Genomic DNA, 25,282 nt, shown 5'->3' with positions numbered 1-25,282 from the left:
GTAAAGGGCCACAATTCATCGCATTGAAGTGTTTTTTCACTGTTGATTGCGTTGTGGTCGAACGCCGGGCGGCGCGGCGGGGCAGGGGGTGGTCCGGTCCGCCACCTGGTGACGTCCGGGCCGCGATCCTCTACGATCACCTCGTTCCGCGGCGCGAACTCGCGCGGCGGGCGCGGCCGTGGACTTTCGTCAGGGATGGTGGCATGAGCTGGACGGCATATTCTCCGTCGGCCCCGACCGGGGTCAGCTGGGTAAGGCGCGCATTCACGCGGTGAAGGCGCGCGCCTAGGACGCGTGGACGGCGGCGCCGACCGGTGGGGTGATGCCTGAGGCGGCCCCACCGGGAAGACCGCGAAGCGAGGTGCCGCCCGCCGGGGCGCGGTCACGCCCAGGGGTACGGCCGGGCGCTAGCCGGCGCCTCCGCAGGCGCTCTCGCCGGCGCGGCCGAGGCAGATGGACGGTTCCGCGGGGCGGTTGAGGTCGCCCTCCAGGATCCCGAACGCCTGGTCGACGATCTCCGAGAGCGAGCCGAACGCGCCGGGGTGCCGGCGCGCGACGTCGGCCGCCGCCTGGAAGCCGCAGGTCGCGGCGGCGGCGATGACGTGCGGGCGCAGGTCGGTCTCGGGGTCGGACCGCATCCGCTCGCTGATGATCTGGGTCAGCAGCAGCTGCTTCTTCTGCGCGTGCTCCAGGCTGCCCGCCATCAGCGTGGGGCTCTCGGCCATCATCGTCAGCAGGCAGCTGAACCGCTCGGGGTCGAACCCCAGTTCGCCGCGCTCGCAGGCGCGCGCGACCTCCACCACCGTGTTGCGCAGCGCGGTCATGATCGGTTCCTCGGCCGGACGGCTGGCCAGCATCGCCATGATGGCGCGGGTCTGCTCCTCCTGGAACGTCAGGGCGACGTCCTCCTTGGAGGCGAAGTAGCGGAAGAACGTCCGGGACGAGACGTCCACCGCGTCGGCGATCTCCTCGACGGTGGTCGCGTCGAACCCCTTCTCGGCGAAGAGCGTGAACGCGGCGTTGACGAGCGCCTCCCGGGTGAGCCGCTTCTTGCGTTCGCGCCTGCCCGGGGGCTGGGGGTCCGGACCCTCGGGACGGGCTTCGGGGGCGGTCGCGGTCATGGGCGAAGTGTAACCAGCGGGGAACGTCCAGCCAAGCGGCAGGGGCTGACGCTTGTCGTGATATGAATCATGTCGTGCTGAGACGACGGGCATTTGACGACAAGTGTCGCTCTATGACAGTTTTACGTCGCGGGGTTCACGGGCCCTCGCCCGAGCGGGCCCGCACCGCCCGAGCGGCACCGCCCGCGAGCGCCGCACAGCTTGCCGACATCCCTGAAACCACGCATGACCAGTAAATATTCGCATGGAGGCCGAAGATGACTCAGTCACAGGGCGCCGAGGTGCTCCACCCGGGCGCCCCCAGATCCGCCGCTCCGCCCGAACGGCGGGCGAGGGCCGGGCACGGGCATCCCTGGCTCACGCTCGTCGCCGTGGCGCTCGGCGTGATGATGGTCGGGCTGGACGCCACCGTGGTGTCCATCGCCAACCCCGCGATCGCCAAGGACCTCGGGGCCAGCCTGTCCGGCCTCCAGTGGGTCACCAACGCCTACCTGCTCGCCCTGGCGGTGACGCTGATCCCCGCCGGGAAGATCGCCGACCGGTTCGGGCGCAAGCGCACGTTCCTCGCCGGGGTGGTCGGCTTCGCCGTCTCCTCGCTGCTGATCGGGTTGTCCGGCGGCCTCGGCATGGTCATCTTCTGGCGGGTCGTGCAGGGGTTCGCGGGGGCGCTCCTGCAGCCCGCCAGCCTCGCCATCCTGCGCAACACCTTCCCCGCCGACAAGCTCAACGCGGCCATCGGCGTCTGGGGCTCCACGGTCGGCATCTCGATCGCCGGGGGCCCGATCGTCGCCGGGCTGCTGGTCGAGAACGTCAACTGGGAGTCGGTCTTCTTCCTGAACGCGCCGCTCGGCGTGATCGCGCTGGCCATGGGGCTGTGGGTGATCCGCGAGTCCAAGGACGAGGAGTCGGCGGGCTCGTTCGACCTGCCCGGCGTCGCGTTGCTGACCGGCGCGCTGTTCGCGCTGGTCTGGGGCCTGATCAAGGCCGGTGAGCACGGGTTCGGGGACGCGGTCCCGCTGGTGTCCTTCGCCGCCTCGGTCGCGCTGTTCGCCGCGTTCGTGTGGAACGAGCTGCGGGTCGAGCGGCCGCTGCTGCCGCTCGGGCTGTTCCGGTCGGTGTCGCTGTCGGCCGCGACCGGGCTGATCGTCCTCGGCTTCTTCGGGATGTTCGGGACGATCTTCTTCATCACCCTGTACCTCCAGCAGGTGCACGGGATGAGCCCGGTGGACGCGGGCGTCCGGATGCTGCCGATGACCGGGATCTTCATCGTCGCCTCGCCGATCGCGGGCGTGCTGACCAACCGGTTCGGGCCGCGGCTGCCGCTCGCGCTCGGCATGGGCTTCACCGCCGCCGCGATGTTCGGCCTCTCGCGCATCGGGGTGGACGCGCCCTACGTCCAGCTCTGGCCGTGGTTCGTGCTCGTGGGCCTGGCGTTCGGCATGGTGATCGTCGCGGGCACCGAGGCGATCGTCGGCAACGCGCCCGCGCACCTCGCGGGCGTCGCGGGCGGGCTCCAGCAGACCGCGTCGCAGGTCGGCGGCGTGCTCGGCACGTCCGTCCTCGGTGTGCTGATGTCGACCAAGGTCGGGGACGTGCTGGTCGAGCGGCTGACGGGCGCGGGCGTGCCCGGCGCCGCCGCGCAGCGGCTGTCGGGGCAGGAGGGCCTGGTCTCGCAGGGCGTCGCGCCCGTCCCGCCCGGCACCCCGGCACCGGCGGCCCAGGCCATCACCGACGGGAGCCACCTCGCGTTCATGGACGGCTTCCAGACGTCGCTGACCGTCGCCGGGTTCGTCGCGCTGGTCGCGATCCTCGCGGCGCTGCTGGTCCGGCGCGGCGCGTCCCCGGTCGAGGGCGCCGCCGTCGCCTGAGCCCCGCATGACCCCCGGAGCGCGGGCTCCGGGCCCGCGCTCCAGAGGGGGGACGGGCCCGGAGCCCGCCGCCGTGAGGGTCAGGGCTTGCGGGCGGAGAAGCGGAACGAGCCCGTGCCGAGCTCGATCGCCACATCGGTGAACCCGGCCGCCTCCAGGCGGCCGGGCAGCGTGTCCGGGTCGACGATCACGCAGGTGTCGAAGAGGTGGATGAGGCGGAACGCGCGGCCGTCCAGGCCGTCGCTCCCGGCGAACACGCCGCCGGGGCGCAGCACCCGGCACGCCTCGGCGAACAGCCGGTCCTGCTCCCGCGGGGACGGGACGTGGTGCAGCATCGTGAAGCAGACCGCCCCGCTGAACCCCGCCTCCTCGAACGGCATCGCGGTTCCGTCGCCGTCGACGATCCGGGCCGAGGACCCGGCCAGTCCGCGCAGCCGTCCCGCGAGGGCGGGGTCGATCTCCAGCGCGGTCAGGCCGGGGACGCGCCGCCGCAGCACCCGCGTCGTGGCCCCGTACCCCGGGCCGATCTCCAGCACGTCCGGCCCGAGGTCGACGCCGTCGAGGGCCCAGGGCAGCAGTTCGCGCTCGACCTTCCGCGCCCAGGAGGCGGACCGGCAGCACCACTGATGGAAGCGATTCATCGGCATGGCAGGACACTAGGATCGGGGTCCCCGTGCCGGGAACGAGGTGGCAGGACGGATGATGTCGCGATCCGGACAGGCGGCCGCCGCGCCCGGCCGGGACGCCGGCCCGCGCTTCCCGAGCACGTCCGACGCCTCGCTCATGGTCGGGAGCTTCGCGATGCCGTCGCGGTGGCGGTTCGGCACGCACACCCATCCCTGGCACCAGCTCGCCTGGGCGGCCGAGGGGGTGCTGACCGTCGAGACGGGCGAGGGTCTGTGGGTGCTCCCGCCCGTCCGCGCGCTGTGGATCCCGGCGGGGGTGCCGCACGCGACGGCCGCGCACCGGTCGTCGGTCATGCGCAGCCCCTACCTGCGGCCGGACGCCTGCCCGGTGCGCTGGAGCGCGCCGACGGTCGTGCACGTCCCGCCGCTGCTGCGCGAGCTGATCGTGCATCTGGCCGGGTCCCGCGCGTCCGGGGACGCCCGGGTCCGCGCGGAGGCCGTGCTCTGCGACCTGGTCGAGCCGGTGGACGCCGGGCCGGTGCTGCTGCCGCTGCCGTCCGACGGGCGGGCCAGGCGCGTCGCCGAGGTGCTGCTGGCCGACCCCTCCGACGGCCGGACGCTCGACGCGTGGGGACGCGCCGCCGGGGCCAGCGGCCGCACGCTGGCGCGCCTGTTCCTCGCCGAGACCGGGATGAGCTTCGGGCGGTGGCGGACGCAGGCGCGGCTGCGCGCGGCGCTGCGCCTGCTCGCCGAGGGCCTGCCGGTGGCCGCCGTCGCCGGACGGGTCGGCTACGGGACGCCGAGCGCGTTCGTCGCGGTCTTCCGCCGCGCGTTCGGGGTGTCGCCGGCCCGGTACTTCACGGCGGGGTGACCTCAGCCTTGGCCGGGGCTCGGGGCCGGGTTGGACGTGGGGCTCGGGCCGGGCGTGCCCGGTTCCTCGCCTGGCGGGTCGGTCGGGGTCTGCGGCGGCGTGGTCGGGTCCGTGCCGCCGCCCGGCGGGGTCGTGGGGTCCGGGGAGCCGCCCGGGGGAGTGGTCGGCGGCTTCGGCGGCGTGGCCGGAGGGGTGCCCGGCTTCGACGGCGCCGCCGTGGACGGATCGTGGGAGGCCCTCGGCGCGGGCGCCGAACGGGCGGGCGCCCGGTGGGCCCCAGGCGAGCCCGGAGAGCCCGGCGAGGTGCCGCCTCCCGGGCTCGCCTCCACGGGACGCGGCGGGTCGCCGTAGGCGGTCGTGACCGGGGTGTGCGTGCCGCGCTCGGAGCCGGTGACGCCCGGCGGGTGCCCCTGCCCGTCACCGGTCAGGGTGGAGGCGGGCTCGGTGTGCCCGGTGCTGGAGGTCGGCACCAGCGACGCGGCGTCGCCGCCCTTCGCCGACGGCCAGGACGCCAGCAGCCCGACGACGGCGGCCGCCGAGGCCGCCAGGCCCGCGACGGCGCCCGCGCCCCTGGAGACGCCGCGGCGCCGCGGCGGTCGCTCCGTCCGGCCCGGGGCGATGACGACCAGCGGCGTGGGCGCGGCGACGGTCGGCAGCGCGCGGACGGCCTCGTCCTCGCACGCGGCGAGGACCTGCTCGCGCAGCCACGCCGGGGCCCGTTCGGGTGCGCGCCCCGCGAGCAGCCGCGGCAGCCTGCCCTTCTCGAACGCGGTGATGAGGTCGAGATAGGCCGTCCCGCGCATGAGCGTGTCGAGGACGGCGCGCTCCAGCCGCGCCCGCGCGACGTCCAGCAGCTGCGCGAGCGTGTCGGGCGCGATGCCGAGCACGCGCGCGATGTCGTGCGGTTCGAGCCACTCGCCCGCCCACAGCAGCAGCACCTCGCGGTGGTCCGAGCGCAGCCCGGCGGCGGCCCGCAGCAGCGGGTCGGACCCGCTGAACAGGGGCGCGGCCCGTCCGGCGGGCACGGCGCCGGGGCCGGTGCACGTGGTGCGCGCGAGCGAGTACAGCCAGAGGACGGTGTCGCCGCGCGGCGGCTGGTGCACCGCCGCGACGAAGGTGTCGCGGACCGCTGCCGCCGCCCGCTCGTCGCCGACCAGCGACCAGCAGTAGGCGTAGAGGCGGGCGGCGTGCGCGTCGTAGAGGGAACCCAGGTCCCCGCGCATGTGACCTCCCGGTGGGGGCTCTGCCGGTGCCGGTCGTCACGACGTCGGAGCAACAGGGACAAACCGGCGGGTATCGGGACTCTAGCGGCTCCTGCCGACGCGTGAGAAACCAGGGACGGAACGCGACGCGAACGGGCCGGCCCGGAAGGCACGCAAGGTATCGGGGAGGTCGGCGGAGAGTGACGTTCATGGAGATTTAAGGAAGTTCCCGAAAATCACCGGATACCTGATGCGGTTCAGCAGGGAAGGATTCGAACCCGTTATCGAATTTCGGAGGGGGACCGGGTGACCCGGCTGACCGTGGACGACGTCTACCAGTACATTCGCGGTGTCTGTTTCAAGACGGGCCCGCCCGGGACGGTCGGCGCCGAGACCGAGTGGTTCGTCGTCGACGCCGCCGATCCGGCCGCGCACGTCCCCGCCCCCCGGGTGCGCGAGCTGGTCTCGGCGGCGGGCGCGCCGGGCGGCGGGAGCAGCGTCACCTACGAGCCCGGCGGCCAGCTGGAGCTCAGCTCGGCGCCCTTCCCCGGCCTCGCCCCACTGCACGCGGCGCTCACCGGTGACATCGCGCACATCCGGGACGCGCTGGAGCCCGCGGGCCTCACGCTCGCCGGGCACGGCGTCGACCCGGTCAGGCGCCCGCGCTTCCAGGCCGACCATCCGCGCTACCAGTGCATGCGCGACTACTTCGACTCGGGCGGGTTCGCGGACGTGGGCCTCGCGATGATGTGCTCGACCGCGTCCGTCCAGGTGTGCCTGGACATCGGCGCCGACGCCGCCGACGCGGCCCGGCGCTGGCGGCTCGCGCACGCGCTCGGCCCGGTGCTCGTCGCCGCGTTCGCGAACTCGCCGCGGCACGCCGGCCGCCGCACCGGGTTCCGCTCGTCCCGGCAGGGCATCTGGACGCGGCTCGACCCGTGCCGCACCCGGCCCGTCCTGCGCGACGGCGCGGACGCCGACCCCGCCGAGGCGTGGACGCGGTACGCGCTCGACGCGCGGGTCATGCTCGTCCACACCGCGAAGGGCGAGTGGGTGTCCGCGCCCGGACTGTCGTTCGGCGAGTGGCTGGCCGAGGGCGAGCCGTGCGCCGAGGACCTGGAGTACCACCTGTCCACGCTGTTCCCGCCCGTCCGCCCGCGCGGCTGGCTGGAGCTGCGGATGATCGACGCGCTGCCCGAGCGGTACTGGCCGGTGCCGGTCGCCGTCGCCGCCGCGCTGCTGGACGACCCGGCCGCCGCCCGCGCCGCCGAGGCCGCGACCGAACCGGTCGCGGGCCGGTGGGAGCGGGCCGCGCGCTGCGCCCTCGCCGACGCAGCGCTCGCCGACGCCGCGCGGGCCTGCTTCCGCGCGGCGCTGGACGCGCTGCCCCGGCTCGGCGGATCCGGCCTCGTCCCGCTGGTGGCGGAGTACGCCGAGCGCTACGTCGAGCGGGGGCGCAGCCCCGCCGACGACGAGCCGGCCGCACCGCCCCAGGCCCCGACCCCGACCGCCTTCCCGTCCCTGGAGGATCAGACATGGCACCGATGAGCCCCCCGGGCTCGACCGCCGAGTACGACGAGGAGGCGCTGAAGGAGCTGATCGCCGGCGAGCTCGGCGCCGCCCGGAACCGCAGCTTCGGCCTGACCACCGACGCCCTCGCCGATGCCGACCTCACCGCGCAGGTCTCGCCGCTGATGTCGCCGTTCGTGTGGGACCTCGCCCACATCGGCAACTACGAGGAGCTGTGGCTGCTGCGCGGGGCGGCCGGGATCGAGCCGATGCGCCCGGAGATCGACGGGCTGTACGACGCCTTCGAGCACCCGCGCGCGGAGCGCCCGTCCCTGCCGCTGCTGCCGCCGGACGAGGCGCGGTCCTACATCGCCACCGTCCGCGCCAAGGTGCTCGACTCGCTGTCGTCCGTCCGGTTCGACCCGGGGAACCCGCTCACGTCCGGCGGGTTCGTGTACGGGATGGTCGTCCAGCACGAGCACATGCACGACGAGACGATGCTGGCCACCCACCAGCTCCGCAAGGGCGCGCCCGCCCTGCTCGACCCGCCGCCCGAGCCCGTCGCGAGCCGTCCCTCCGGCGCGGACGAGGTGCTCATCGAGGCGGGCCCGTTCCAGATGGGCACGTCCGACGACCCCTGGGCCTACGACAACGAGCGCCCGGTGCACCTGGTGGACGTCCCCGCGTACTACATCGACGTCGAGCCCGTGACCAACGCCGCCTACACCGCGTTCATCGAGGCGGGCGGGTACGACGAGCCGCGCTGGTGGACCCCGGCGGGGTGGGAGTGGCGCAACTCGTCCGGGAAGCGGGCCCCCGCCTTCTGGACGCGCGAGGACGGCCGGTGGCTGCGGCGCCGGTTCGGGCGGACGGAGCCGGTGCCGCCGGGCGAGGCCGTCCAGCACGTGTGCTGGTACGAGGCGGACGCCTACGCCCGCTGGGCGGGGAAGCGCCTGCCGACCGAGGCCGAGTGGGAGAAGGCCGCCCGCTGGGACCCCGCCGTCCAGCACTCGCGCCGCTACCCCTGGGGCGAGGTCTACGAGGAGGGCCGCGCGAACCTCGGGCAGCGCTCGCTGCGCCCGTCCGAGGCGGGGGACTACGCGTCCGGCGCGTCGGCCTACGGCGTGCGGAGGCTCATCGGCGACGTGTGGGAGTGGACGTCGTCGGACTTCCACGGCTACCCCGGCTTCCGCTCCTTCCCCTACAAGGAGTACTCCGAGGTGTTCTTCGGCCCCGAGTACAAGGTGCTGCGGGGCGGCTCGTGGGCGACGCACCCGCTCGCGGTCCGCGGATCGTTCCGCAACTGGGACTACCCCATCAGGCGCCAGATCTTCTCCGGGTTCCGCTGCGCGCGCTCGGCAGGGGAGGCCGCCTGATGTGCCGCCACCTCGGATACCTGGGTCCCGGCCGGACCCTGCACTCGCTCGTCTACGACGGCGAGCACTCGCTGGAGCACCAGGCGTACGCGCCGCGCATGACGCAGGGCAACCTGCTCAACGCCGACGGGTACGGCATCGGCTGGTACGGGCCGGGCGACGCGGCGCCCGTCCGGTTCCGGCGCGCGCAGCCGATCTGGACCGACGCCTCCTTCCGCGAGATCGCCGGCGCCGTCCGCACGCCGTGCGCGGTCGCGGCGGTCCGCTCGGCGACCACCGGGTTCCCCGTGGACGAGTCGTGCGCCCAGCCGCTCCGCGCCGGGACCCGGCTGTTCAGCCACAACGGCAAGATCGAGGGCTACGCGGGGGTGGAGGGCAAGCTCCGCGAGCTGGCGGGGGACATCGCGGAGGTCCCCGACGCCCGCGCGCCACTCGACTCCGCGCCGCTGTTCGCGCTGGCCGCGCGGCTGTGGCGGGAGGGCGCGCCGCTCGGCGCGGGCCTCGCCGGCGCCGTCGAGGCCGTCGCCGCGCTCGCCCACGGCCGCTACAACCTGCTCGCCTCGGACGGCACGTCCCTCGCCGCCACCACCTGGGGCGACTCGCTGTTCGTCCGCGAGGGGGAGGAGGAGATCCAGCTCGCCTCCGAGCCGCTGGACGGCGATCCCGCCTGGCGGCCCGTCCCCGACCGGTCGCTCGTCACCGCCGGGCTCACGTCCGGCGTCCGCGTCGACCCGCTCTGATTCCCCGTTCCGACACGTTCAAGCCGTGCCGCTCCCAGCCCGGGCCAGCTCCGGGCCGGGTCCTTCCGAAGGAGAACCACGTGGACAGGTTCCTGACCGCCGACGACCTCGCCAAGACGCTCCGCCTGGACGTCAGGGAGGGGCTCGCCGGCACCCCCAAGACACTGCCGTCCAAGTGGTTCTACGACGAGCGCGGCAGCGCGCTCTTCGAGGAGATCACGAAACTGGAGGAGTACTACCCGACCCGGCGCGAGCGGGAGATCCTGGTCACCCGCGCGCCCGACATCGCCGCCGCCACCGGCGCCCGCACGCTGCTCGAACTCGGCGCGGGCTCCGGCGAGAAGACCCGCGTGCTGCTGGACGCGCTGAACGGCACGCTCCGCTCCTACGTCCCGGTGGACGTGAGCGGGGACTTCCTCGAAGAGGCCGCCGCCGGGATCGCGGCCGACCACCCGGACCTCACCGTCCACGCCGTCGTCGCCGACTACGAGCAGCACCTGCACCTGCTGCCCACCGGCGAGCGTCGGCTGGTCGCCTTCCTCGGCGGCACGATCGGCAACATGCCGCCCGCGACCCGCGTCGGCTTCCTCGGCGGCCTGCGCGCCACCATGGGCGAGGGCGACTTCCTGCTGCTCGGCGCCGACCTCGTCAAGGACACCGGGCGCCTCGTCCGCGCCTACGACGACGCGGCGGGCGTGACCGCCGACTTCAACCGCAACGTCCTGCGCGTCATCAACCGCGAGCTCGGCGCCGACTTCGACCCGGACGCGTTCGAGCACGTCGCGCGCTGGGACGCGGCCGAGGAGTGGATCGAGATGCGGCTGCGCTCGACCCGCGACCAGGACGTCAGCGTCCCCGGCCTCGACCTCGCGGTGTCGTTCGCGGAGGGGGAGGAGATGCGCACCGAGATCTCCTCGAAGTTCCGCCGCGAGCGCATGGAGGCCGAACTCGGCGCGGCCGGGCTGGAGACCGCCGCGTTCTGGACGGACGCGGCGGACGACTTCTGCCTGGTCCTCGCCCGCCCCGCGCTCGACTGAGCATCCCGGGAGGAGACGGGATCAGCCCTGGCCTCGTACGGGGTGCGCGAGGCCGAGGCGCTTGATGTCCTCGGCCAGGCGGGCCGCCACGTAGCGGTGGCCCGCCGGGTTCGGGTGCGTGCCGTCCTTGCGGATGTAGAGGGTGGCGTTGCCGGTGCCGTTCCGCCGGTTCCCGGTGATCCACTGCTCGGCGATCGGGTCGATGAACGGGATCTGGAGCCGCGCGGCGAGCGGCTTCAGCGCGTCGCGGATGTCGACCGCCTTCTGCGGCGGCGGCGCGCTGCCCCACAGCGGGCCCATCAGCACGACGCGGGTGCCCGGCCAGCGCTGGCGGGCGCGCTCCAGCACCGCGTTCGCCGCGGCCGCGACCTGCGCGGGCGGGAACCGCCAGTCGTTGTGCCCGCCGGACACGATGAGCAGGTCGGGCGCGGGCCGCCAGCCGAGCTGGCCCTCGAACAGGTTGAGGTAGGCGTCGCCGACCGCGCTGTGCGCGACGAAGCCGGTGCCCGCCCGGCCGCCGACGATGACCTGCCAGCCCAGCAGCCGCGCGGTCGCGGGCGCGTACGTCGTCTCGGGCAGCGCGCCCCGCTCGCCGACCGTGTAGCTGTCGCCGAGGAACATCACCACGGGCGGCGCCGGGCGCTTGGACGGCTCGTCCGCCGCGGCGGAGCGGTGCGCCGACCCCCCGCAGCCCGCCACCGACGGCAGGCCCAGGCCGAGGCACAGCGCGAGGATCGCCGCGCCGCGGCGGGCGCGGCGAGATGTCATGGAGGACCACCAAATGTTCCGGGGAATCGCACCGCATCTTACTGATCCCCGCACCGCGGCCGGGCCGGTCCGCGCCGACTCGCCGTGGCGACCGCCGATCGAGACCTCATCGTTTCCTACACCCGCCGTTTACCGCGTCCTCACCCGCAGGCTCGTCCCCCGCAACCGGGCACCGAGAGGGTTCCGCGGTGACCCGGCGTGCGCGGCTGCGCGAACTCGACCTGCTCCGCTTCCTGGCGGCCATGGCGGTGGTGCTGTACCACTTCACCGGCTTCGGCGGGGACGGCGCGTGGCCGGAACCCGCGCGGGAGGTCTTCCCCGAGCTGGCGGGGGTCACCAGGTACGGCTACCTCGGCGTCGACCTGTTCTTCGTCATCAGCGGGTTCGTGATCCTGATGAGCGCGTGGGGGCGCGGCCCCGGCGAGTTCGGGATCTCGCGGCTGGTCAGGCTGATGCCCGCGTACTGGGCGAGCGTGCTGCTCGGCGCGGTCGTCTACGCGCTGTTCCGGGAGGGCAACGGCGTCCCCGGGCTGGTCGTCCCGAACATGACGATGCTCCAGGGCGGGCTCGGCATCCGCAACGTGGACGCCGTGTACTGGACGCTCTGGGTCGAGATGCACTTCTACGTCCTCGCCGCGATCCTCGCGGCCGTCGGCATCACCTACCGGTCGTGCCTGATCTTCATGGCGGCGTGGATGTTCGGCGGCGTCTTCGCGGACGAGGCGGGCAACGAGCTGCTCCAGATCATGCTGGTGCCGACGTGGAGCCCGTACTTCATCGCGGGCATGGCGCTGTTCATGATCCACCGGTTCGGGCCGACGCTGCTGCTGTGGGGCTATGTGGCGGTGTCGTGGCTGCTGGCGCTGCACTGGGGCACCTGGCGCGCCGGGACCGCCTTCAAGGGCGCCGACGACACGGTGGTCGGCGTGGTCGTGACCGCGATCTTCGCGGTGATGATCCTCGTCGCGACCGGGAGGCTCGGCCGGATCCGCTGGAGCGGCCTCACCCTGCTCGGCGCGCTCACCTACCCGCTGTACCTCGTCCACTCGCAGCTCGCGCTGCCGCTGCTGGACGCGGCCTACCCCGAGCTGAACCGGTGGGCGGCGCTCGCGGCCGTGACCGCGGCGTCGCTGGTGCTGGCCTACGCGGTGCACCGGCTGGTCGAGCGGCCCGGCGCGGCCTGGCTGCGGGCGAAGCTGCTCGCCTCGCTGGCGCCGATGCGCCCGGCGGCGGAGGCGGCGCCGGGAGGTGCCGGCGCGGCCGCCGTGCCGGCGGCGCGTCCGGCCGACGCGGAGCTGATCCGGCACTGATCCGGCACTGATCCGGCGCCGATCTCGGCACCGGCGGAACGGTACGGTGGTGGCCGGATCGGGACGCCGGGGCCGGTACCTGGGCGAACCCGGTAACACTTCCTCGATCATCGTCGTTGATTCTGATGACCCGGGCTCTGCCGTCCCGGGGGTTTCGGGGCGAGGATGGGACAGATGCGGTCGTTCAGCCGGCACGGGTCGGAGATGGTCACGCCGTCGGCGGTCGACCCTTGTATGGACGACGACGGGGCGCGGCGGTTGCGCGAGTCCATGCGCCGCCACGACTGGAGGGCGGTGCGGGGCTTCTTCGCCGGGATCGAGGACCCCGACGACCGGTCGTTCTACATCGGCGTCTGCGCGGGCGCGCCCGGCGTCCAGGACTGGATCACCGAGTGGTGCCGGACGCAGCCGAAGGCGACGCTGCCGCTGACGATCCGCGCCGCGCACGCGCTCACCCGCGACGCCGCGGCGCTGGCCGAGGAGTGCCTGGCCGAGGTCGTCGCCCGCGACGAGAAGGACGCCCCCGCCCGGGCTCTACTCGTCGCCGCCGCGATCGCGGGGGATCTCGACGAGGCGGAGGCGAGGGAGCGGTTCGACGAGGCGGTCCGCGTCCACCCGGGGCACCTGCACGCGCACACCCAGATGCTCGCCTACCTCCAGGCGCGGGACGCCCACGACGACGCGCTCGCGTTCGCGCACGAGGCCGTGGCCACGGCGCCCAAGGGGAGCCCGCTGGGCGTCCTCGTCGCCGAGGCCCACATCGGGCGCTGGCGGTCGCTGCCGACGGCGCGGCGCGGCGCCTACATGTCGGGTGACGCCGTCCGCGCCGACCTGGTCGCCGCCGCCGGGGACTCGATCCGCAGCTCCGCCTACGAGGCCCGCCCCGGCTGGCCCGCGATCCACAACGCGTTCGCGTTCGCCTTCGTGATGGCGGGCGAGGTCCGCTGGGCCGCCAAGCAGTTCGAGGTGATCGGCGACCGCGTCACCGAGCGCCCCTGGGACGCCTACCGCGACGACCCCGTCGAGGCGTTCGCCGAGCTGCGCGAGTGGGCGCGCACCTGGATCGACACCTGAGGTGTGACGTTTTCGCGCGGGGGCGCGCTGAACGAGGTGAGGGTGGTCGACCGGTGTGAGCGGGCGCCGGACTGCCACTCGCCTCCGGCGGGTCCGCCTCCCCCGGTCGGACCCGCCGGAGGACTGTCTGATAAGACCCGGCCCACGCCCCTCGCCTGGCGGCTGTGTTCATGAAGTCCCGGCCCACGCCCCTCGCCTGGCGGCTGTGCTCGTGAAGTCCCGGCCCACGCCCCTCGCCTGGCGGCTCGGGGCGTGACCGCGCCTTGGCGGGCGCGGCATCGCTTCGCGATCTTCCCGGCGGGGCCTCGCCTCCGGCGTCGGCCCCGCCGCTCAGTTACGCGCCCGCGCGGTGGCCGAGGCCGCTTCGGAACCCGCCTGTTGGTTCCCGTGCCGGGTGACGCCGGAGGGCGGCTCTCCTACCGGATGGAGTTTCCAACCCTTCGGGTAAGGCGGCATGTCCCGGCGCCGGAGCGCTCCGATCAGGGAGGCGGACCAGAGCTGTTCGCGCACCTGGATAGGGCCGCTGATATGGGCGCCGACGTGTGTTTCGTCACGTGCCGAAATGGCGGCCACCGTGGAATTCTCCTGCTCGCGGCCACCCTGAACCGCATCAGTTAACCGTTTCAGTGAACCGATTCAGCAGACCGGTCGCCAACTCCGGTCGCGGTTTTCGTCGGTGCGGGCATCTAGGGTTGAGGCGTGCCAGACAGGCGCAAGCGCGCGACCATACGCGAGGTGGCGCAGGCGACGGGGTTGTCGCCTGCGGCCGTGTCCTACGCGCTGCGGGGCATCCAGACGTCGGAGGAGACCCAGGAGCGGGTCCGCGCGGCGGCGGAGGCGCTCGGCTACGAGGCGCACCCGATCGCCCGCGCCCTGGCCAGCGGACGCACCGGCCAGGTTGGCCTGCTCTGCGGTTCCCTGGAGGACTACTGGCAGCAGTCCCTGGCGGTGGGCATCGGCCGGGCGCTGCTCGCCCGCGACCGCTACGCCCTCATCGTGGACGCGGGCGGCGACCCCGAGCGCGAGCTCGCCCTCGCCCGGCGGCTGCGCGACCAGCGGGTCGACGGGCTGATCGTGCAGCCGCTCGACCCGTCCGCCGCGCTCTGGCCGGAACTGGCCGACACGATCCCGGTGGTGTCCATCGGCGACGCGCTGCGCGGCGGCCGGGCGCAGGGCGAGGTCGTGTTCGACAACCGGCGCGGCGTCACGCTCGCGCTGGAGCACCTGCGCGACCTCGGCCACCAGCGGCTCACCGTGTTCACCTCGACGCTGGCGAGCACCCCCGACCGGCCGGCCGACGTCCACGTCGACGCCGAGGCCGAGCGGCTCGGCCTGCGCGTGGACGTCGTGGTCGTCCCGCAGTCGCTCGCCGAGGCCACCGACGTCGCCATCCGGGTGCTCGGCGGCCCGAACCGTCCTTCGGCGGTCTTCTGCTTCGCCGACTCGATCGCCTACGGCGTGTACGCGGCGACGCGCGAGCTGGGCCTGGACGTCCCCGGCGACGTCGCGGTCTGCGGCTATGACAACCACCCGATGTCGGCGCTGCTGACGCCGCCGCTCACCAGCGTCGACTGGGACATCGAGGGAATCGTGCACGCCGCCGTCCGCCTGGTCGTCGACGTCATCGACGGAAAGCCGCGCAAACGCCGCGTCGTCCGCGAACCGTCGCTGCGGGTGCGGGCCTCGACCGGCCGTGTCGATTAGGTCACGTCGCGGCCCGTGCCGCGCCTTCGCGTGTCCGCGCTCTCGCGACCTCGCGGCGGTATGGCGATCGTCACTTCTTTATGCGCCCTTCCGCGTCCTTCCGTGTCGGCCGGGAGCGGGCGGGGATGAAGGGGTTGATAACGATTCGGCGGTGTTCCACGGTGCTACGCTACTTTCCCCTGATTTCCGGTAGATACGCTTAACATGCGTGGTTCCGGACATACCGGGGCACGGGGTCGACGGTACCCATTGGCTACGGTTGGGTAGAAGGCCGAAATCGATGACCGGCGTTGCGGCGCCCGACGAGGACGTGAACCGTTTGATCACCTTTGAGGGCGTGACCAAGCGCTACCCCGACGGCACCGTCGCCTTGGACGATGTGAGCCTGGAGTGCCCCACCGGGCAGATCACGGTGTTCGTCGGCACGTCCGGCGGGGGCAAGACGACGGCGCTGCGCACCATCAACCGGATGGTGGAGCCGACCGGCGGGCGGGTGCTGATCGACGGGCAGGACGTCCGCGAGCGCAAACCCGCCGAGCTGCGGCGCGGCATCGGCTACGTCATCCAGCACGCCGGGCTGTTCCCGCACCGCACGATCGAGGACAACATCGCCACCGTCCCCTACCTGCTGCGCTGGAACAAGAAGAAGGCCCGCGACACCGCCCGCCAGTTGATGGAGCGCGTCGGGCTCGACGCCGGGATGGCCAAGCGCTACCCCTTCCAGCTCTCGGGCGGCCAGCAGCAGCGCGTCGGCGTCGCCCGCGCCCTGGCCGCCGACCCGCCGATCATGCTGATGGACGAGCCGTTCAGCGCCGTCGACCCGGTCGTCCGCGCCGAACTGCAGGACGAGTTCCTCCGCCTCCAGGACGAGCTGCACAAGACCATCGTGTTCGTCACCCACGACATCGACGAGGCGATCAAGCTCGGCGACCGGATCGCGGTGTTCCGCACCGGCGGCGAGCTGGTCCAGGTCGCCGCCCCCGAGGACCTGCTGGCCCACCCCGCCGACGACTTCGTGGCGGGCTTCGTCGGCCAGAACCGCGGCATCCGCAGCCTGTCCTTCGCCGACACCGCCGAGCTGAGCCTGCGCGACGACCTGGTCCGCCCGGTGACCGCCGCGCCCGCCGACACCGCGGGGCTCGACTGGGTGCTGGTGGTCGACGAGGCCCGGCACCCGCTCGGCTGGGTCCGCGGCCCGGAGGTCACCGGCCCGCTCGCCGACGCGGCGCTCGCCCCGGTCGGCGGGACGTTCCAGGTCGGCGCCGACTCGGTGCGCGGCGCGCTGGACGCGGCCGTGCTGTCCCCGGCCGGGCTCGCGGTCGGCGTCGACGGCGGCGGCGCCGTGGTCGGCGTGACCGGCGGCGCGGAGCTGCTCGCCGTCCCCACCCATGGCGAACACCACCGGCGCCCCGGCAAGGAGCATCCCGTCGACACGGCCGGCGCCGACTCCGCGTCCGCCGTGCGGGACGGTGCCTCCGACTGATGGACATCGACTGGGGCTGGATCGGCGACCACACCGACACGCTCACCGATCACGCCCTCATCCACCTGCGCCTCGCGCTGCTGCCGGTGCTGTTCGGGCTGCTGATCTCGCTGCCGCTCGGCGTGCTGTGCCGCCGCTGGGGCTGGCTGTACCCGCCGGTGCTGACGGCCTCGAACATCCTCTACGCGATCCCCTCGCTCGCGCTGTTCATGGTCTTCATCCAGTACACCGGGCTGGAGCCCGCGACGGTCATGATCCCGCTGACCCTCTACAGCCTGTCGGTGCTCGTCCCGAACGTGGTGGACGGCCTCGCCTCGGTCTCCGAGCCGGTCCGGCAGGCGGCGACCGCGATGGGCTTCGGGACGCTGCGCCGCCTGCTGCGGGTCGAGCTGCCGATCGCGGTGCCCATCGTGATCGCCGGGGTCAGGGTCGCGGCGGTGTCCTCGATCAGCCTCGTCGCGATCGGCCAGCTCGTCGGGCAGGGCGGGCTCGGCTACGACATCATCCGCGGCTACCAGCTGCAGTTCCAAACCCAGATCATCGCCGCCTCGGTGCTGATCATCGTGCTGGCCCTGGTCACCGACGCGGTCCTGGTGATCGTCCAGCGGCTGCTCACCCCGTGGGCGCGAGCGCGCGGGAGGGCGTCGTGAACGACCTGTGGAACCAGATCGACCTGTCCTGGTCGTGGCTGACCGCGTCCGCGCAGTGGCACGGTGAGGACGGCATCCCGCACCGGCTCGTCCAGCACCTGTACTACAGCGGGGTGTCGCTGCTGTTCGCGGCGCTGATCGGGCTGGCGCTCGGGCTGCTGGTCGGGCACACCGGGCGCGGCGGCTTCCTCGCGATCAGCGTCGCCAACATCGCCCGCGCGATCCCGACGTTCGGCCTGGTGCTGTTCGTCGTCGTCATCGAGTACAGCATCGTCCCGGTGCTGATCGCGCTCGTCGCCCTCGCCGTCCCGCCGATCCTGGTGAACACCTACGAGGGCCTGCGCGGCGTCGATCCCGAGGCCAAGGACGCGGCGCGCGGCATGGGCATGTCGGAGTGGGGCGTACTGTGGCGGGCCGAGGTGCCGATGGCGCTGCCGCTGATCCTGCTCGGGCTCCGCACGTCCGCGATCCAGGTCGTGGCGACCGCGACGATCGCCGCCTACCCCGGCTTCGGCGGGCTCGGCCGCTACATCATCGACGGCCTGGCCCGCAACGACTACCAGCTCGTCGTCGGCGGGACCGTGCTGGTCGTGGCGCTCGCGGTGATCGTCCAGCTGATCTTCGCGGCACTGCGCCGCATCGTCGTCTCGCCGGGCCTGCTCGGCACCGCCCGTTCCTCCTGAACGGTCAGAAGAGAAGGAAAACCGACAATGAAGAATATGATCCGCGCCGCCGCCGTCGGCCTGGTGGCCGCACTCGCGCTGTCGGCCTGCGGTGGTGGTGACGACGGCGACGACGGCAACCCGCTGGCCGGGGGCGGCAAGAAGGGCACGATCACGGTCGGCGGCGCCAACTTCCCCGAGAGCGGCCTCATCGGCGAGCTCTACGCGCAGGCGCTGGAGGCCAAGGGCCTCAAGGTCGAGCGCAAGCTCAACATCGGCGCCCGCGAGATCTACTACGACCAGGTCGTCAAGGGCGGCATCAGCGTGATGCCCGAGTACAACGGCGCGCTGCTGTCCACCTCGGTCGACAAGTCCAGCACCGCGACCACCACCGAGGAGGTCAACGCGGCGCTCAAGGCCAAGCTGCCGGCGAGCGTGGAGATCCTCGACTCGGCCAAGGCGGAGGACAAGGACTCGGTCACCGTCAACCCGCAGACCGCCGCGAAGTACAAGCTGAAGAGCATCACCGACCTCAAGCCGGTGGCGAAGCAGCTCGTGATCGCGGGGCCGTCGGAGTTCAAGACCCGCCAGCAGGGCCTCGTCGGCCTCAAGGCCAAGTACGGCCTGGAGTTCAAGAAGTTCCAGCCGTTCGACGCGGGCGCCCAGGCCACGCTGGTCAAGCTGCTCACCGAGGACAAGATCCAGGCCGCCGACCTGTTCACCACCGACCCCACGATCCCGCAGAAGAAGCTGGTGGTCCTGGAGGACCCCGAGCACGTCTTCACCGCGCAGAACGTGACGCCGCTGGTGAACAAGTCCGCGGTGAACGCCGAGGCCAGGGCCGCGCTCAACGCCGTCTCGGCCAAGCTCACCACCCAGGACCTCCTGGACATGATGAAGCGCGTCGCCATCGACAAGGAGGACCAGGAGAAGGTCGCCAAGGACTGGCTGAAGAAGGCCGGCCTGGCCTGACCCGCGTCCCGGACGTCCACGGGCCCCGCTCCGCATCCGGAGCGGGGCCCGTTCCGTCGGGGGCGGGTGCTACTGGTGCAGCGGGTCGGGCGCGGGGCTGGCGGCTCGGGTCCGCTCGTGGAGGCGGTCCAGCAGCGGGCCGGTCATGAGCGTGCTGACCAGGGCCATCACCACCATCGCGGTGAACAGCCGCGAGTCCAGGACGCCGAGGCTGAGGCCCACGTTCAAGATCACCAGCTCGGTGAGCCCCCGGGTGTTGAGCAGGATCCCGAGGACGAGCGAGTCGTGGCCGCTCGCGCCGGTGAGCCGGGCCGCGCCCGCGCCGCCGCCGATCTTCCCGGCGCAGGCCACCGCGACGACCGCGAGCACCATCACGAGCCCCTGCCGGCCGAGGCCGCCGAGGTCCACCGACAGGCCGGTCACGGTGAAGAACACCGGGAGCAGCAGCAGGCTCGTCTGCTCGATGCGCTCGGGCACGGCCGGGGCCCGCGCGTCGATGTGGTCCCCGGGCACCACCGCGCCGAACAGGAACGCGCCGAAGACCGCGTGCAGGCCGATCTCCTGCGTGGTCCACGCCGAGACGAGCAGGCCGATGCCGAGCACGGCGTGGATGACCCGGGCGCCGTCGCCCGCGAGGCGGCCCGGCGCCAGCAGCCAGGAGAGCAGGGGACGCACGACGCCGACCAGGACGGCGGCGAACCCCAGGCCGCCGACGACCGTCCGGCCGACGTCCCAGGGGTCGCCCGAGGTGACCACCGCGACGACCACGGCGAGCACGCACCACGCGAGGAAGTCCTGGAGCGCCGCGCTGGCCAGCGCCATGGTCCCGAGCGGGTCGCGGCGCATGTCCCGCTCGTCGATGATCCGCGCGAGGACGGGGAAGGCGGTGATCGACATGGCGGCGCCGAGGAACAGCACGGGCCCGAGCGTCCCGCCGTCCCGTAACTGGGAGGTGTCGAACCACGGGCGCAGCAGCACCGCGAGCCCCGCGCCGAGCGCGAACGGGAGGGCCACCGAGCTCAGCGACACCGCCGTCAGCCGCCCGGCGCCGCCCCGCAGGTGCGAGGGGCTGAACCGGTAGCCGACGCCGAACATGAACAGGACGAGGCTCAACTGGGCGAGGACGTTCAGGTGGGGGCGGGCCGAGGCGGGGAACAGCGCGCCGACCGGGTCGCCGGGGAAGGCCCCGAGGACGCTCGGCCCGAGCGCGACGCCCGCGACGATCTCGCCCATCACCGCGGGCTGCCGCACCCGCCCGGCGAGCGCGGCGAACACGGACGCGGCGAGCAGGATCAGCGCGAGGTCGATGAGGACGGTTCCGACGGTGCTCTCGGCGGCGTGCGCGGCGGTGGCCCGCGCGATGCCCTCCGCGGTGGCCTCTGCGGTGGCCCGTACGACGGCGGGCGCGGCGGACTGGGCGTGCGGTGTCAAGGTTCCCCCGGGTTCCGGACGGTCGCTAGCCGAGGTGGCGCTCGGCCACCCACGGGTCGGAGAAGACGCTCTTCAGGTACTTCGCGCCCGAGTCCGGGGAGATGACGACGCACCGCGCGCCCTCCGCGAGGCCCCCGCACAGCCGCCGCGCGGCGGCGAGCACCGAGCCCGTGGAGCCCCCGACGAGCAGGCCGTGCCGGCGGGCCATGAGGCGGCACTCGCGGACGGCGTCCCGCTCGTGCACCAGCACCTTGTCGAATTCCCCGGTGTCCTCGAACAGCTCGGGGCGGCGGCTGGAGCCGATCCCCGGGACGAACCGGGGCCGCGCCTCGCCGCCGAAGGTGACCGAGCCGACGGTGTCGACCGCGAAGACCCGCGTCCTGGCGTTCATCGCCCGGAGGTGGTCGAGGCAGCCGCGCAGCGTGCCCGCGGTGCCGACGCCGACGAACAGCGCGTCGAGGTGCCCCAGCTCCTTGAGGATGGCGGGCGCGGTCGTCCGCTCGTGCGCCCGCGCGTTCGCCGGGTTGGCGTACTGGTTCGGCCAGACGAGGGCGGGGTCGGCGGCCAGCGCCGCCCTGATGTACTCCAGGCGGGAGCCGAGGTAGCCGCCGTTGGCGTCGGTGGCGGTCACGGTCCGCACGTCCGCGCCGAACGCCCGCATCATCGCGACGGCGTCGGAGGTGGCGTTGGGGTCGGTCACGATCGTGAGGTCGTAGCCCCGCTCGGTGCAGACCGCGGCGAGCGCGATGCCGAGGTTGCCCGAGGAGGACTCGATGACCCGCTTTCCGGGGCCGAGGGCGCCCGCGGCCTCCACGTCCTCGATCAGGGCCAGCGCCGTCTTCATCTTGATGGAGCCGGCCGGGTTCATGCACTCGATCTTCAGCAGGACCTCCCGTCCCGGCGCCAGGTCCGGCAGCGTGAGGAAGACGTCGTCGAGGATCAGTTCGGAGCCCTTTTCGAAAATCACGGTCACCCCCGTGGGTGTGTCACGGCCCCGTGGCGTCCACCGCGGGCGTCGAGTGCAGGACCGACCAGACGACGTAGAGCGCGAAGACCAGCAGGCATCCTCCGGCGAGGACCTCCACCACCCGGCTCGCCCTGCGGCTGGCGAGGTAGCGGCGGGCCCGGCCGGCCGCCAGCGCGACGCCGCCGAGGAACAGCAGACCCATCGACGACTGGATCAGGCCGAGCGAGCCGCCCACCCAGAGGTCGGGCCGCTTCTGGAACAGCCCCGGCATGACCGACACGTAGAAGACGCCGATCTTCGGGTTGAGCAGGTTGGTCAGCAGGCCGGTGACGTAGGGGCTGGACGGCCCCGCCCCGGCGCGTTCCGGCGGCGCGCCGTCCGTGCCGACCGGGTCCGTGCCGGCCGGGTCCGTGCCCGCCGGCTGCGCGTCGGCCAGCGCGGTGGAGCCCGTCACCGCCGCCCGGAAGCAGCCCGCCGCCAGGTACAGCAGGTAGGCCGCCCCGGCCAGCGCCAGCAGCGTGTACACGGCGTGGTTGCGGGCGATCAGCAGCGCCACGCCGATCCCCGACAGCGCGCCCCAGATGACGGGCCCGGTCACCACGCCGACCGCCGTCGTCAGGCCCGTGCGGACGCCGTAGGCGCGGCTCGTGCGGAAGACGAGGATGGTGTCGGCGCCGGGCATCAGCACGACGGTGAGGGCCAGCCCGGCGAAGACCAGGTAGGGGTTCCCGTCCGCGATCGCTGTCCACCTCCCGGGGACTCAGGACGCGCCCGGACCGGGCGGCACGGTCTCGCAGTACGCGCGGATCCGGTCGCACACCGCCTGGCTGCCGGCCATCATGGCATGCCCGCCGCCCTCCACCAGCTCGAACGGGGACCCCGACAGCCGCGCCGCCGCCTCGGTGACGGCGGGCGGCTGCACGCCGTCCGCCGAACCGGACAGGTACAGCCCGGGGGCGAGGGACCGGACGAATCCCATGGCGGTGCGCGAGCGCTTCATCTCCAGGCATTGGCCCGCGTATCCGATCAGCCGTTCGGGGGTGGAGTAGGGGAAGCGCAGGGCCGGGTCCCCGCCCTCGGCGGCGGTGTCGGCGGCGGTCCGCAGCAGCGCCGAGACGCCCTCGACCGACTCCGGCCGGGAGCGGATCACCTGGAACAGCGGCTCCACGGTGCCCTCCCAGCCCGAGGACGGGCCGTCCGGGCCGAGGTCGAACGCCCCGTTGACGCAGCAGAACCCGCGCACCGCGGCGTCGCCGCCGCGTGACAGGCGATGCAGGATCTCCGTCCCCGAACACCACGACACCCCCACGAACTCCGTCACGCCGTGCTTGCGCAGGAGCCGCGCGGCCTCCTCGGCATGGGCGTCCACCGTCAGGTCGAGGGGCCGCCCGTGGGGCGCGTCCCGCTCGGTGAGGCCGGTGGACCAGCGCAGCACCGAGAACCGCCCCGCGAGCGTCGCGGCCAGCCGGTCGAACACGGTGTGCGGGACGCCGACGGTGTTGCAGACCACGACCCAGGGCAGGCCGGGGGCCGCGTCCGCCCGGACGTCCAGGTGCGCGCTACTCAACGCCCACCGCCCCCTTCGCCGGGGCCCCGGACGCGCCCACCGGGCGGCCGGGGTGCCGGAACAGGCTGGTCGTCCGGGGCCGGGACGGCGACGCGGCGCGGGCCGGGTCGTCGTAGTCGGCGAGGTGCCCGAACCCCGCGGAGCCCATCATGGCGACCGAGGCGAGGTTCGCCGCGTCGCAGTCGATGTAGATGTCGGGCCCATGCCCCTCGACCTCCCGGATCCCGGCCAGTAGCGTCCGCGACCAGCCGTGCCGCCGCCACGCCCCGGTCACCACGACCTCGTCCACGTACAGTCCCTCCAGGCGGAGGAACCCGCCGGGGATCGGATGGAGCGGCCCGAACCGCGAGTAGAGCACCGCGGCGCCGACCACCTCGCCGTCGACGGCCGCGATGCAGCGCAGCTCGCCGCCGCGCAGCCGGGCCAGGTAGCCGGCGACCCGCTCCTCGGGCAGGTGGTCGTGCTCGGCCCGGCCCGCCTCGCGCAGCAGGTCGGCCAGGCGCGCCGCGTCCACGTCCTCGTGGGCGCGCAGGGAGACGGCGGCCACCGCTAGCGCCCCTGGGCCTGCTCGATCTTCCGCGCCAGGTCGCGCACCGTCGACAGCCGGGTGATGCCGAGGGCGAAGACGTCGGGGTACAGGGAGTCCGACACCTTCACGAGCGTGTCGATGAGCTTCAGCGAGTCGCCGCCGATCAGCGCGAACTCGTCGGTGGCGCCGACCGGCGCCACGCCGAGCACCGCCTCCCAGATGTCCGCGAGCGCGCGCTCGGTCCCCTCGGCCGGCTCCTCGAAGTCGGCGGCGGTGACGGTCGGCAGGCCGCGCGGGAAGACCAGCTTGGAGGTGTCCTTCTTGCCGCTCGGCAGGTACTCGAACTCGTTCAGGAACACATACGCGGGCGGCACCATCACCGGCGGCAGCTTCTCGCGCAGGTAGTTGATGTACTCGCTCAGCGGCTCGGCGTCGCCTTCGGGCTTGATGAACGCGACCAGCACCGGCACGTCGCCGGACGTGGTGACCTGGACCGTGCAGTCCGCGACGGTCTTGTGCCGCAGCAGGCACGCCTCGATCTCGGCCGTCTCGATCCGCACTCCGTTGATCTTGACCTGGGTGTCCATTCTTCCTCCGAGGTAGAAGTTCCTGTCGGGGCCCAGGAAGGCGAGGTCGCCGGTGGCGTAGCTCCGGACGCCGTCCGGGCCCGTGGTGAACGCGGCGGACGTGGCGGCCGCGTCGCCGGCGTAGCCGAGGCCGACGTGGTCGCCGGTCACCACCAGCTCGCCGGTCCGCCCGGAGCCGGTGACGTCGGCGCCGGCGGCGTCCCGGACCGTCAGCCGGTTGCCCGGGATCGGCCGCCCGACCGGGACGGGATCGTCCACCGGCGGGCCGGTGACCTCGTGGAAGGCGACGTCGATCGCCGCCTCCGCCGGGCCGTAGAAGTTGAACAGCCGCGCGTTCGTGGCCGTCAGGACCGTGGTGGCGAGGTCGGCCCGCAGCGCCTCGCCCGCCGAGACGACCACGCGCAGGTCGGTGCGCCCCGCCGTCCGCTCCAGCACCGAGAACACCCGCCGGAGCAGCGACGGCACGCACACGAAGCCGTGGATCGACCTCGTGGCGAGCGCGTCGGCGAGGTATTGGGCGTCGGTGGCGCGTTCCTCGTCGGCCAGCACCAGCGTGCGCCCCTGGGTGAGGGCCCAGAAGAACTCCAGCAGCCACGCGTCGAAGGAGCGCGCCGACTTCAGCAGGACGCGGCCGTCCTCCGGCAGGGGGCAGACGACCCCCATGAAGACCAGGTGGTTCAGCAGGCCCGCGTGGGTGTTGACCGTGGCCTTGGGCACCCCGGTGCTCCCGGACGTGAAGACCACGTAAGCGGGGGCGTCGCCGCCGGGGGCGGGCGTTGCGAAGGACGGACCGGGCCCCGGCGGGGCGTCGGGGAGCGCCGCGACGTCGACCGTCCGCGCGCCGGGCGCCAGGTCCGCCGCCGTCCCGCCGGGGCCGCCGGTGATCACGATCTCCGGCGCGACGATGCCCAGCATGGCGGCGAGGCGGGCCCGCGGCTGGGTCCGGTCGACGGCGAACAGCGCGGCGCCGCGCGCGAGGACCGCGATCACGGCGGCGCAGAAGTCCAGGCCGCTCGGAAGGTCGACCGCGACCGTCCCGTGCGGGAAGGGCCCGTCCGGGGACGCGGCGGGCGGCGGCCCGAGCGCGGCGGCGATGCGGGCGATCCGGTCGCGCAGGTCGGCGTAGGTGGCGGTGGCGCCGTCCGGCGACTCGACCGCGACGGCCGAGGGCCGGGCCGCGCACCGGCCCTCGACCAGGGCCGCGACCGTGGCGGTTGCTGCCATCGGG

General features: G+C 73.7%; 23 protein-coding genes. 13 read left to right on the top strand and 10 right to left on the bottom strand.

From position 1 onward, the window contains the following. Positions 1 to 407: 407 nt before the first annotated feature. Positions 408 to 1,121: a TetR family transcriptional regulator gene (locus tag KLI87_RS09590; RefSeq protein ID WP_214616703.1), complete on the bottom strand. Its 714-nt coding sequence runs from the start codon at positions 1,119 to 1,121 to the stop codon at positions 408 to 410. Between the two features lie 257 nt (positions 1,122 to 1,378). On the opposite strand from KLI87_RS09590, the gene KLI87_RS09585 reads away from it, so the two are divergent. Next, positions 1,379 to 2,989 (top strand): MFS transporter, encoded by a 1,611-nt coding sequence (locus tag KLI87_RS09585; protein WP_214616702.1) that lies wholly within the window; start codon positions 1,379 to 1,381, stop codon positions 2,987 to 2,989. 80 nt (positions 2,990 to 3,069) lie between these two features. Here KLI87_RS09585 and KLI87_RS09580 read toward each other — a convergent pair whose 3' ends face one another. Next, the gene (locus KLI87_RS09580) at positions 3,070 to 3,636 is read right to left on the bottom strand and encodes a class I SAM-dependent methyltransferase (RefSeq protein WP_214616701.1); all 567 of its coding nucleotides are present in this window, start codon (positions 3,634 to 3,636) and stop codon (positions 3,070 to 3,072) included. A 52-nt stretch (positions 3,637 to 3,688) separates the two neighbouring features. Between KLI87_RS09580 and KLI87_RS09575 the strand changes: the two genes are divergently transcribed. Then, positions 3,689 to 4,486 carry a helix-turn-helix domain-containing protein gene (locus KLI87_RS09575; RefSeq protein ID WP_214616700.1) on the top strand — a complete coding sequence of 266 codons (798 nt, stop codon included), beginning with the start codon at positions 3,689 to 3,691 and terminating at the stop codon, positions 4,484 to 4,486. A gap of 2 nt (positions 4,487 to 4,488) precedes the next feature. On the opposite strand, the gene KLI87_RS09570 is transcribed toward KLI87_RS09575, so the two are convergent. Further along, positions 4,489 to 5,709: an RNA polymerase sigma factor gene (locus tag KLI87_RS09570; protein ID WP_214616699.1), complete on the bottom strand. Its 1,221-nt coding sequence runs from the start codon at positions 5,707 to 5,709 to the stop codon at positions 4,489 to 4,491. Between the two features lie 285 nt (positions 5,710 to 5,994). On the opposite strand from KLI87_RS09570, the gene egtA reads away from it, so the two are divergent. From egtA to egtD, 4 genes are all read left to right on the top strand, one after another. Next, positions 5,995 to 7,236: an ergothioneine biosynthesis glutamate--cysteine ligase EgtA gene (gene egtA / locus KLI87_RS09565; RefSeq protein ID WP_214616698.1), complete on the top strand. Its 1,242-nt coding sequence runs from the start codon at positions 5,995 to 5,997 to the stop codon at positions 7,234 to 7,236. Continuing rightward, positions 7,224 to 8,573, top strand: a complete 1,350-nt coding sequence (egtB, locus tag KLI87_RS09560; RefSeq protein ID WP_246251202.1) for an ergothioneine biosynthesis protein EgtB — start codon at positions 7,224 to 7,226, stop codon at positions 8,571 to 8,573. Before egtA ends, egtB begins: the two co-directional genes overlap by 13 nt. Then, positions 8,573 to 9,313, top strand: a complete 741-nt coding sequence (gene egtC, locus KLI87_RS09555) for an ergothioneine biosynthesis protein EgtC (protein ID WP_214616697.1) — start codon at positions 8,573 to 8,575, stop codon at positions 9,311 to 9,313. The genes egtB and egtC overlap by 1 nt, the downstream gene beginning before the upstream one ends. Before the next feature lie 80 nt (positions 9,314 to 9,393). Further along, on the top strand, positions 9,394 to 10,350 hold the full coding sequence (gene egtD / locus KLI87_RS09550) for an L-histidine N(alpha)-methyltransferase (RefSeq protein WP_214616696.1): 957 nt from the start codon (positions 9,394 to 9,396) through the stop codon (positions 10,348 to 10,350). A gap of 21 nt (positions 10,351 to 10,371) precedes the next feature. Here egtD and KLI87_RS09545 read toward each other — a convergent pair whose 3' ends face one another. Continuing rightward, on the bottom strand, positions 10,372 to 11,118 hold the full coding sequence (locus KLI87_RS09545) for an SGNH/GDSL hydrolase family protein (RefSeq protein ID WP_156222005.1): 747 nt from the start codon (positions 11,116 to 11,118) through the stop codon (positions 10,372 to 10,374). A gap of 188 nt (positions 11,119 to 11,306) precedes the next feature. On the opposite strand from KLI87_RS09545, the gene KLI87_RS09540 reads away from it, so the two are divergent. From KLI87_RS09540 to KLI87_RS09515, 7 genes are all read left to right on the top strand, one after another. Further along, positions 11,307 to 12,428: an acyltransferase gene (locus tag KLI87_RS09540; protein WP_173391008.1), complete on the top strand. Its 1,122-nt coding sequence runs from the start codon at positions 11,307 to 11,309 to the stop codon at positions 12,426 to 12,428. A 174-nt stretch (positions 12,429 to 12,602) separates the two neighbouring features. Then, the gene (locus KLI87_RS09535) at positions 12,603 to 13,502 is read left to right on the top strand and encodes a hypothetical protein (RefSeq protein WP_214616695.1); all 900 of its coding nucleotides are present in this window, start codon (positions 12,603 to 12,605) and stop codon (positions 13,500 to 13,502) included. A gap of 699 nt (positions 13,503 to 14,201) precedes the next feature. Next, positions 14,202 to 15,206 (top strand): LacI family DNA-binding transcriptional regulator, encoded by a 1,005-nt coding sequence (locus KLI87_RS09530; RefSeq protein WP_214616694.1) that lies wholly within the window; start codon positions 14,202 to 14,204, stop codon positions 15,204 to 15,206. Between the two features lie 319 nt (positions 15,207 to 15,525). After that, entirely contained in the window at positions 15,526 to 16,689 is a 1,164-nt protein-coding gene (locus KLI87_RS09525) for an ABC transporter ATP-binding protein (RefSeq protein ID WP_156222103.1), read from the top strand. Next, entirely contained in the window at positions 16,689 to 17,339 is a 651-nt protein-coding gene (locus KLI87_RS39915; RefSeq protein ID WP_242885122.1) for an ABC transporter permease, read from the top strand. The genes KLI87_RS09525 and KLI87_RS39915 overlap by 1 nt, the downstream gene beginning before the upstream one ends. Continuing rightward, on the top strand, positions 17,336 to 18,022 hold the full coding sequence (locus KLI87_RS39910; protein ID WP_242885121.1) for an ABC transporter permease: 687 nt from the start codon (positions 17,336 to 17,338) through the stop codon (positions 18,020 to 18,022). Before KLI87_RS39915 ends, KLI87_RS39910 begins: the two co-directional genes overlap by 4 nt. Positions 18,023 to 18,049: 27 nt before the next feature. Continuing rightward, on the top strand, positions 18,050 to 18,973 hold the full coding sequence (locus tag KLI87_RS09515; RefSeq protein ID WP_214616693.1) for an ABC transporter substrate-binding protein: 924 nt from the start codon (positions 18,050 to 18,052) through the stop codon (positions 18,971 to 18,973). A 69-nt stretch (positions 18,974 to 19,042) separates the two neighbouring features. Here the strand turns inward: KLI87_RS09515 and KLI87_RS09510 are convergent, their stop codons facing one another. The 6 genes from KLI87_RS09510 to KLI87_RS09485 form a co-directional block, all read right to left on the bottom strand. Further along, positions 19,043 to 20,404, bottom strand: coding sequence for a cation:proton antiporter (locus KLI87_RS09510; RefSeq protein WP_214616692.1), 1,362 nt, complete (start codon positions 20,402 to 20,404; stop codon positions 19,043 to 19,045). Between the two features lie 25 nt (positions 20,405 to 20,429). Beyond that, positions 20,430 to 21,377 (bottom strand): 2,3-diaminopropionate biosynthesis protein SbnA, encoded by a 948-nt coding sequence (gene sbnA / locus KLI87_RS09505; RefSeq protein ID WP_214616691.1) that lies wholly within the window; start codon positions 21,375 to 21,377, stop codon positions 20,430 to 20,432. A gap of 13 nt (positions 21,378 to 21,390) precedes the next feature. Next, positions 21,391 to 22,053, bottom strand: coding sequence for a LysE family translocator (locus KLI87_RS09500; RefSeq protein WP_214616690.1), 663 nt, complete (start codon positions 22,051 to 22,053; stop codon positions 21,391 to 21,393). 78 nt (positions 22,054 to 22,131) lie between these two features. Then, positions 22,132 to 22,938, bottom strand: a complete 807-nt coding sequence (locus KLI87_RS09495) for an alpha/beta fold hydrolase (RefSeq protein WP_156222015.1) — start codon at positions 22,936 to 22,938, stop codon at positions 22,132 to 22,134. Continuing rightward, positions 22,931 to 23,485: a GNAT family N-acetyltransferase gene (locus KLI87_RS09490; RefSeq protein WP_156222017.1), complete on the bottom strand. Its 555-nt coding sequence runs from the start codon at positions 23,483 to 23,485 to the stop codon at positions 22,931 to 22,933. Before KLI87_RS09490 ends, KLI87_RS09495 begins: the two co-directional genes overlap by 8 nt. Positions 23,486 to 23,487: 2 nt before the next feature. Then, complete coding sequence (locus KLI87_RS09485; protein ID WP_214616689.1) at positions 23,488 to 25,278, bottom strand: non-ribosomal peptide synthetase; 1,791 nt, start codon at positions 25,276 to 25,278, stop codon at positions 23,488 to 23,490. Between the last annotated feature and the right edge of the window lie 4 nt (positions 25,279 to 25,282).

It is taken from the genome of Actinomadura sp. NEAU-AAG7, assembly GCF_018603865.1.
Taxonomy (GTDB): Bacteria; Actinomycetota; Actinomycetes; order Streptosporangiales; family Streptosporangiaceae; genus Spirillospora; species Spirillospora litoris.
Note: the sequence above shows the minus strand (reverse complement) of the source record. Positions and strands in the feature narration are given on the sequence as shown.

Bases quoted from the DNA above. Each gene is read 5' to 3' on its own strand.
- KLI87_RS09515 (WP_214616693.1), top strand. From the start codon at position 18,050: ATGAAGAATATGATCCGCGCCGCCGCCGTCGGCCTGGTGGCCGCACTC.
- KLI87_RS09575 (WP_214616700.1), top strand. From the start codon at position 3,689: ATGATGTCGCGATCCGGACAGGCGGCCGCCGCGCCCGGCCGGGACGCC.
- KLI87_RS09535 (WP_214616695.1), top strand. From the start codon at position 12,603: ATGCGGTCGTTCAGCCGGCACGGGTCGGAGATGGTCACGCCGTCGGCG.
- KLI87_RS09580 (WP_214616701.1), bottom strand. From the start codon at position 3,636: ATGCCGATGAATCGCTTCCATCAGTGGTGCTGCCGGTCCGCCTCCTGG.
- KLI87_RS09485 (WP_214616689.1), bottom strand. From the start codon at position 25,278: ATGGCAGCAACCGCCACGGTCGCGGCCCTGGTCGAGGGCCGGTGCGCG.
- KLI87_RS09500 (WP_214616690.1), bottom strand. From the start codon at position 22,053: ATGCCCGGCGCCGACACCATCCTCGTCTTCCGCACGAGCCGCGCCTAC.
- KLI87_RS39915 (WP_242885122.1), top strand. From the start codon at position 16,689: ATGGACATCGACTGGGGCTGGATCGGCGACCACACCGACACGCTCACC.
- KLI87_RS09585 (WP_214616702.1), top strand. From the start codon at position 1,379: ATGACTCAGTCACAGGGCGCCGAGGTGCTCCACCCGGGCGCCCCCAGA.
- KLI87_RS09545 (WP_156222005.1), bottom strand. From the start codon at position 11,118: ATGACATCTCGCCGCGCCCGCCGCGGCGCGGCGATCCTCGCGCTGTGC.
- egtC (WP_214616697.1), top strand. From the start codon at position 8,573: ATGTGCCGCCACCTCGGATACCTGGGTCCCGGCCGGACCCTGCACTCG.
- egtB (WP_246251202.1), top strand. From the start codon at position 7,224: ATGGCACCGATGAGCCCCCCGGGCTCGACCGCCGAGTACGACGAGGAG.
- KLI87_RS09590 (WP_214616703.1), bottom strand. From the start codon at position 1,121: ATGACCGCGACCGCCCCCGAAGCCCGTCCCGAGGGTCCGGACCCCCAG.
- KLI87_RS09570 (WP_214616699.1), bottom strand. From the start codon at position 5,709: ATGCGCGGGGACCTGGGTTCCCTCTACGACGCGCACGCCGCCCGCCTC.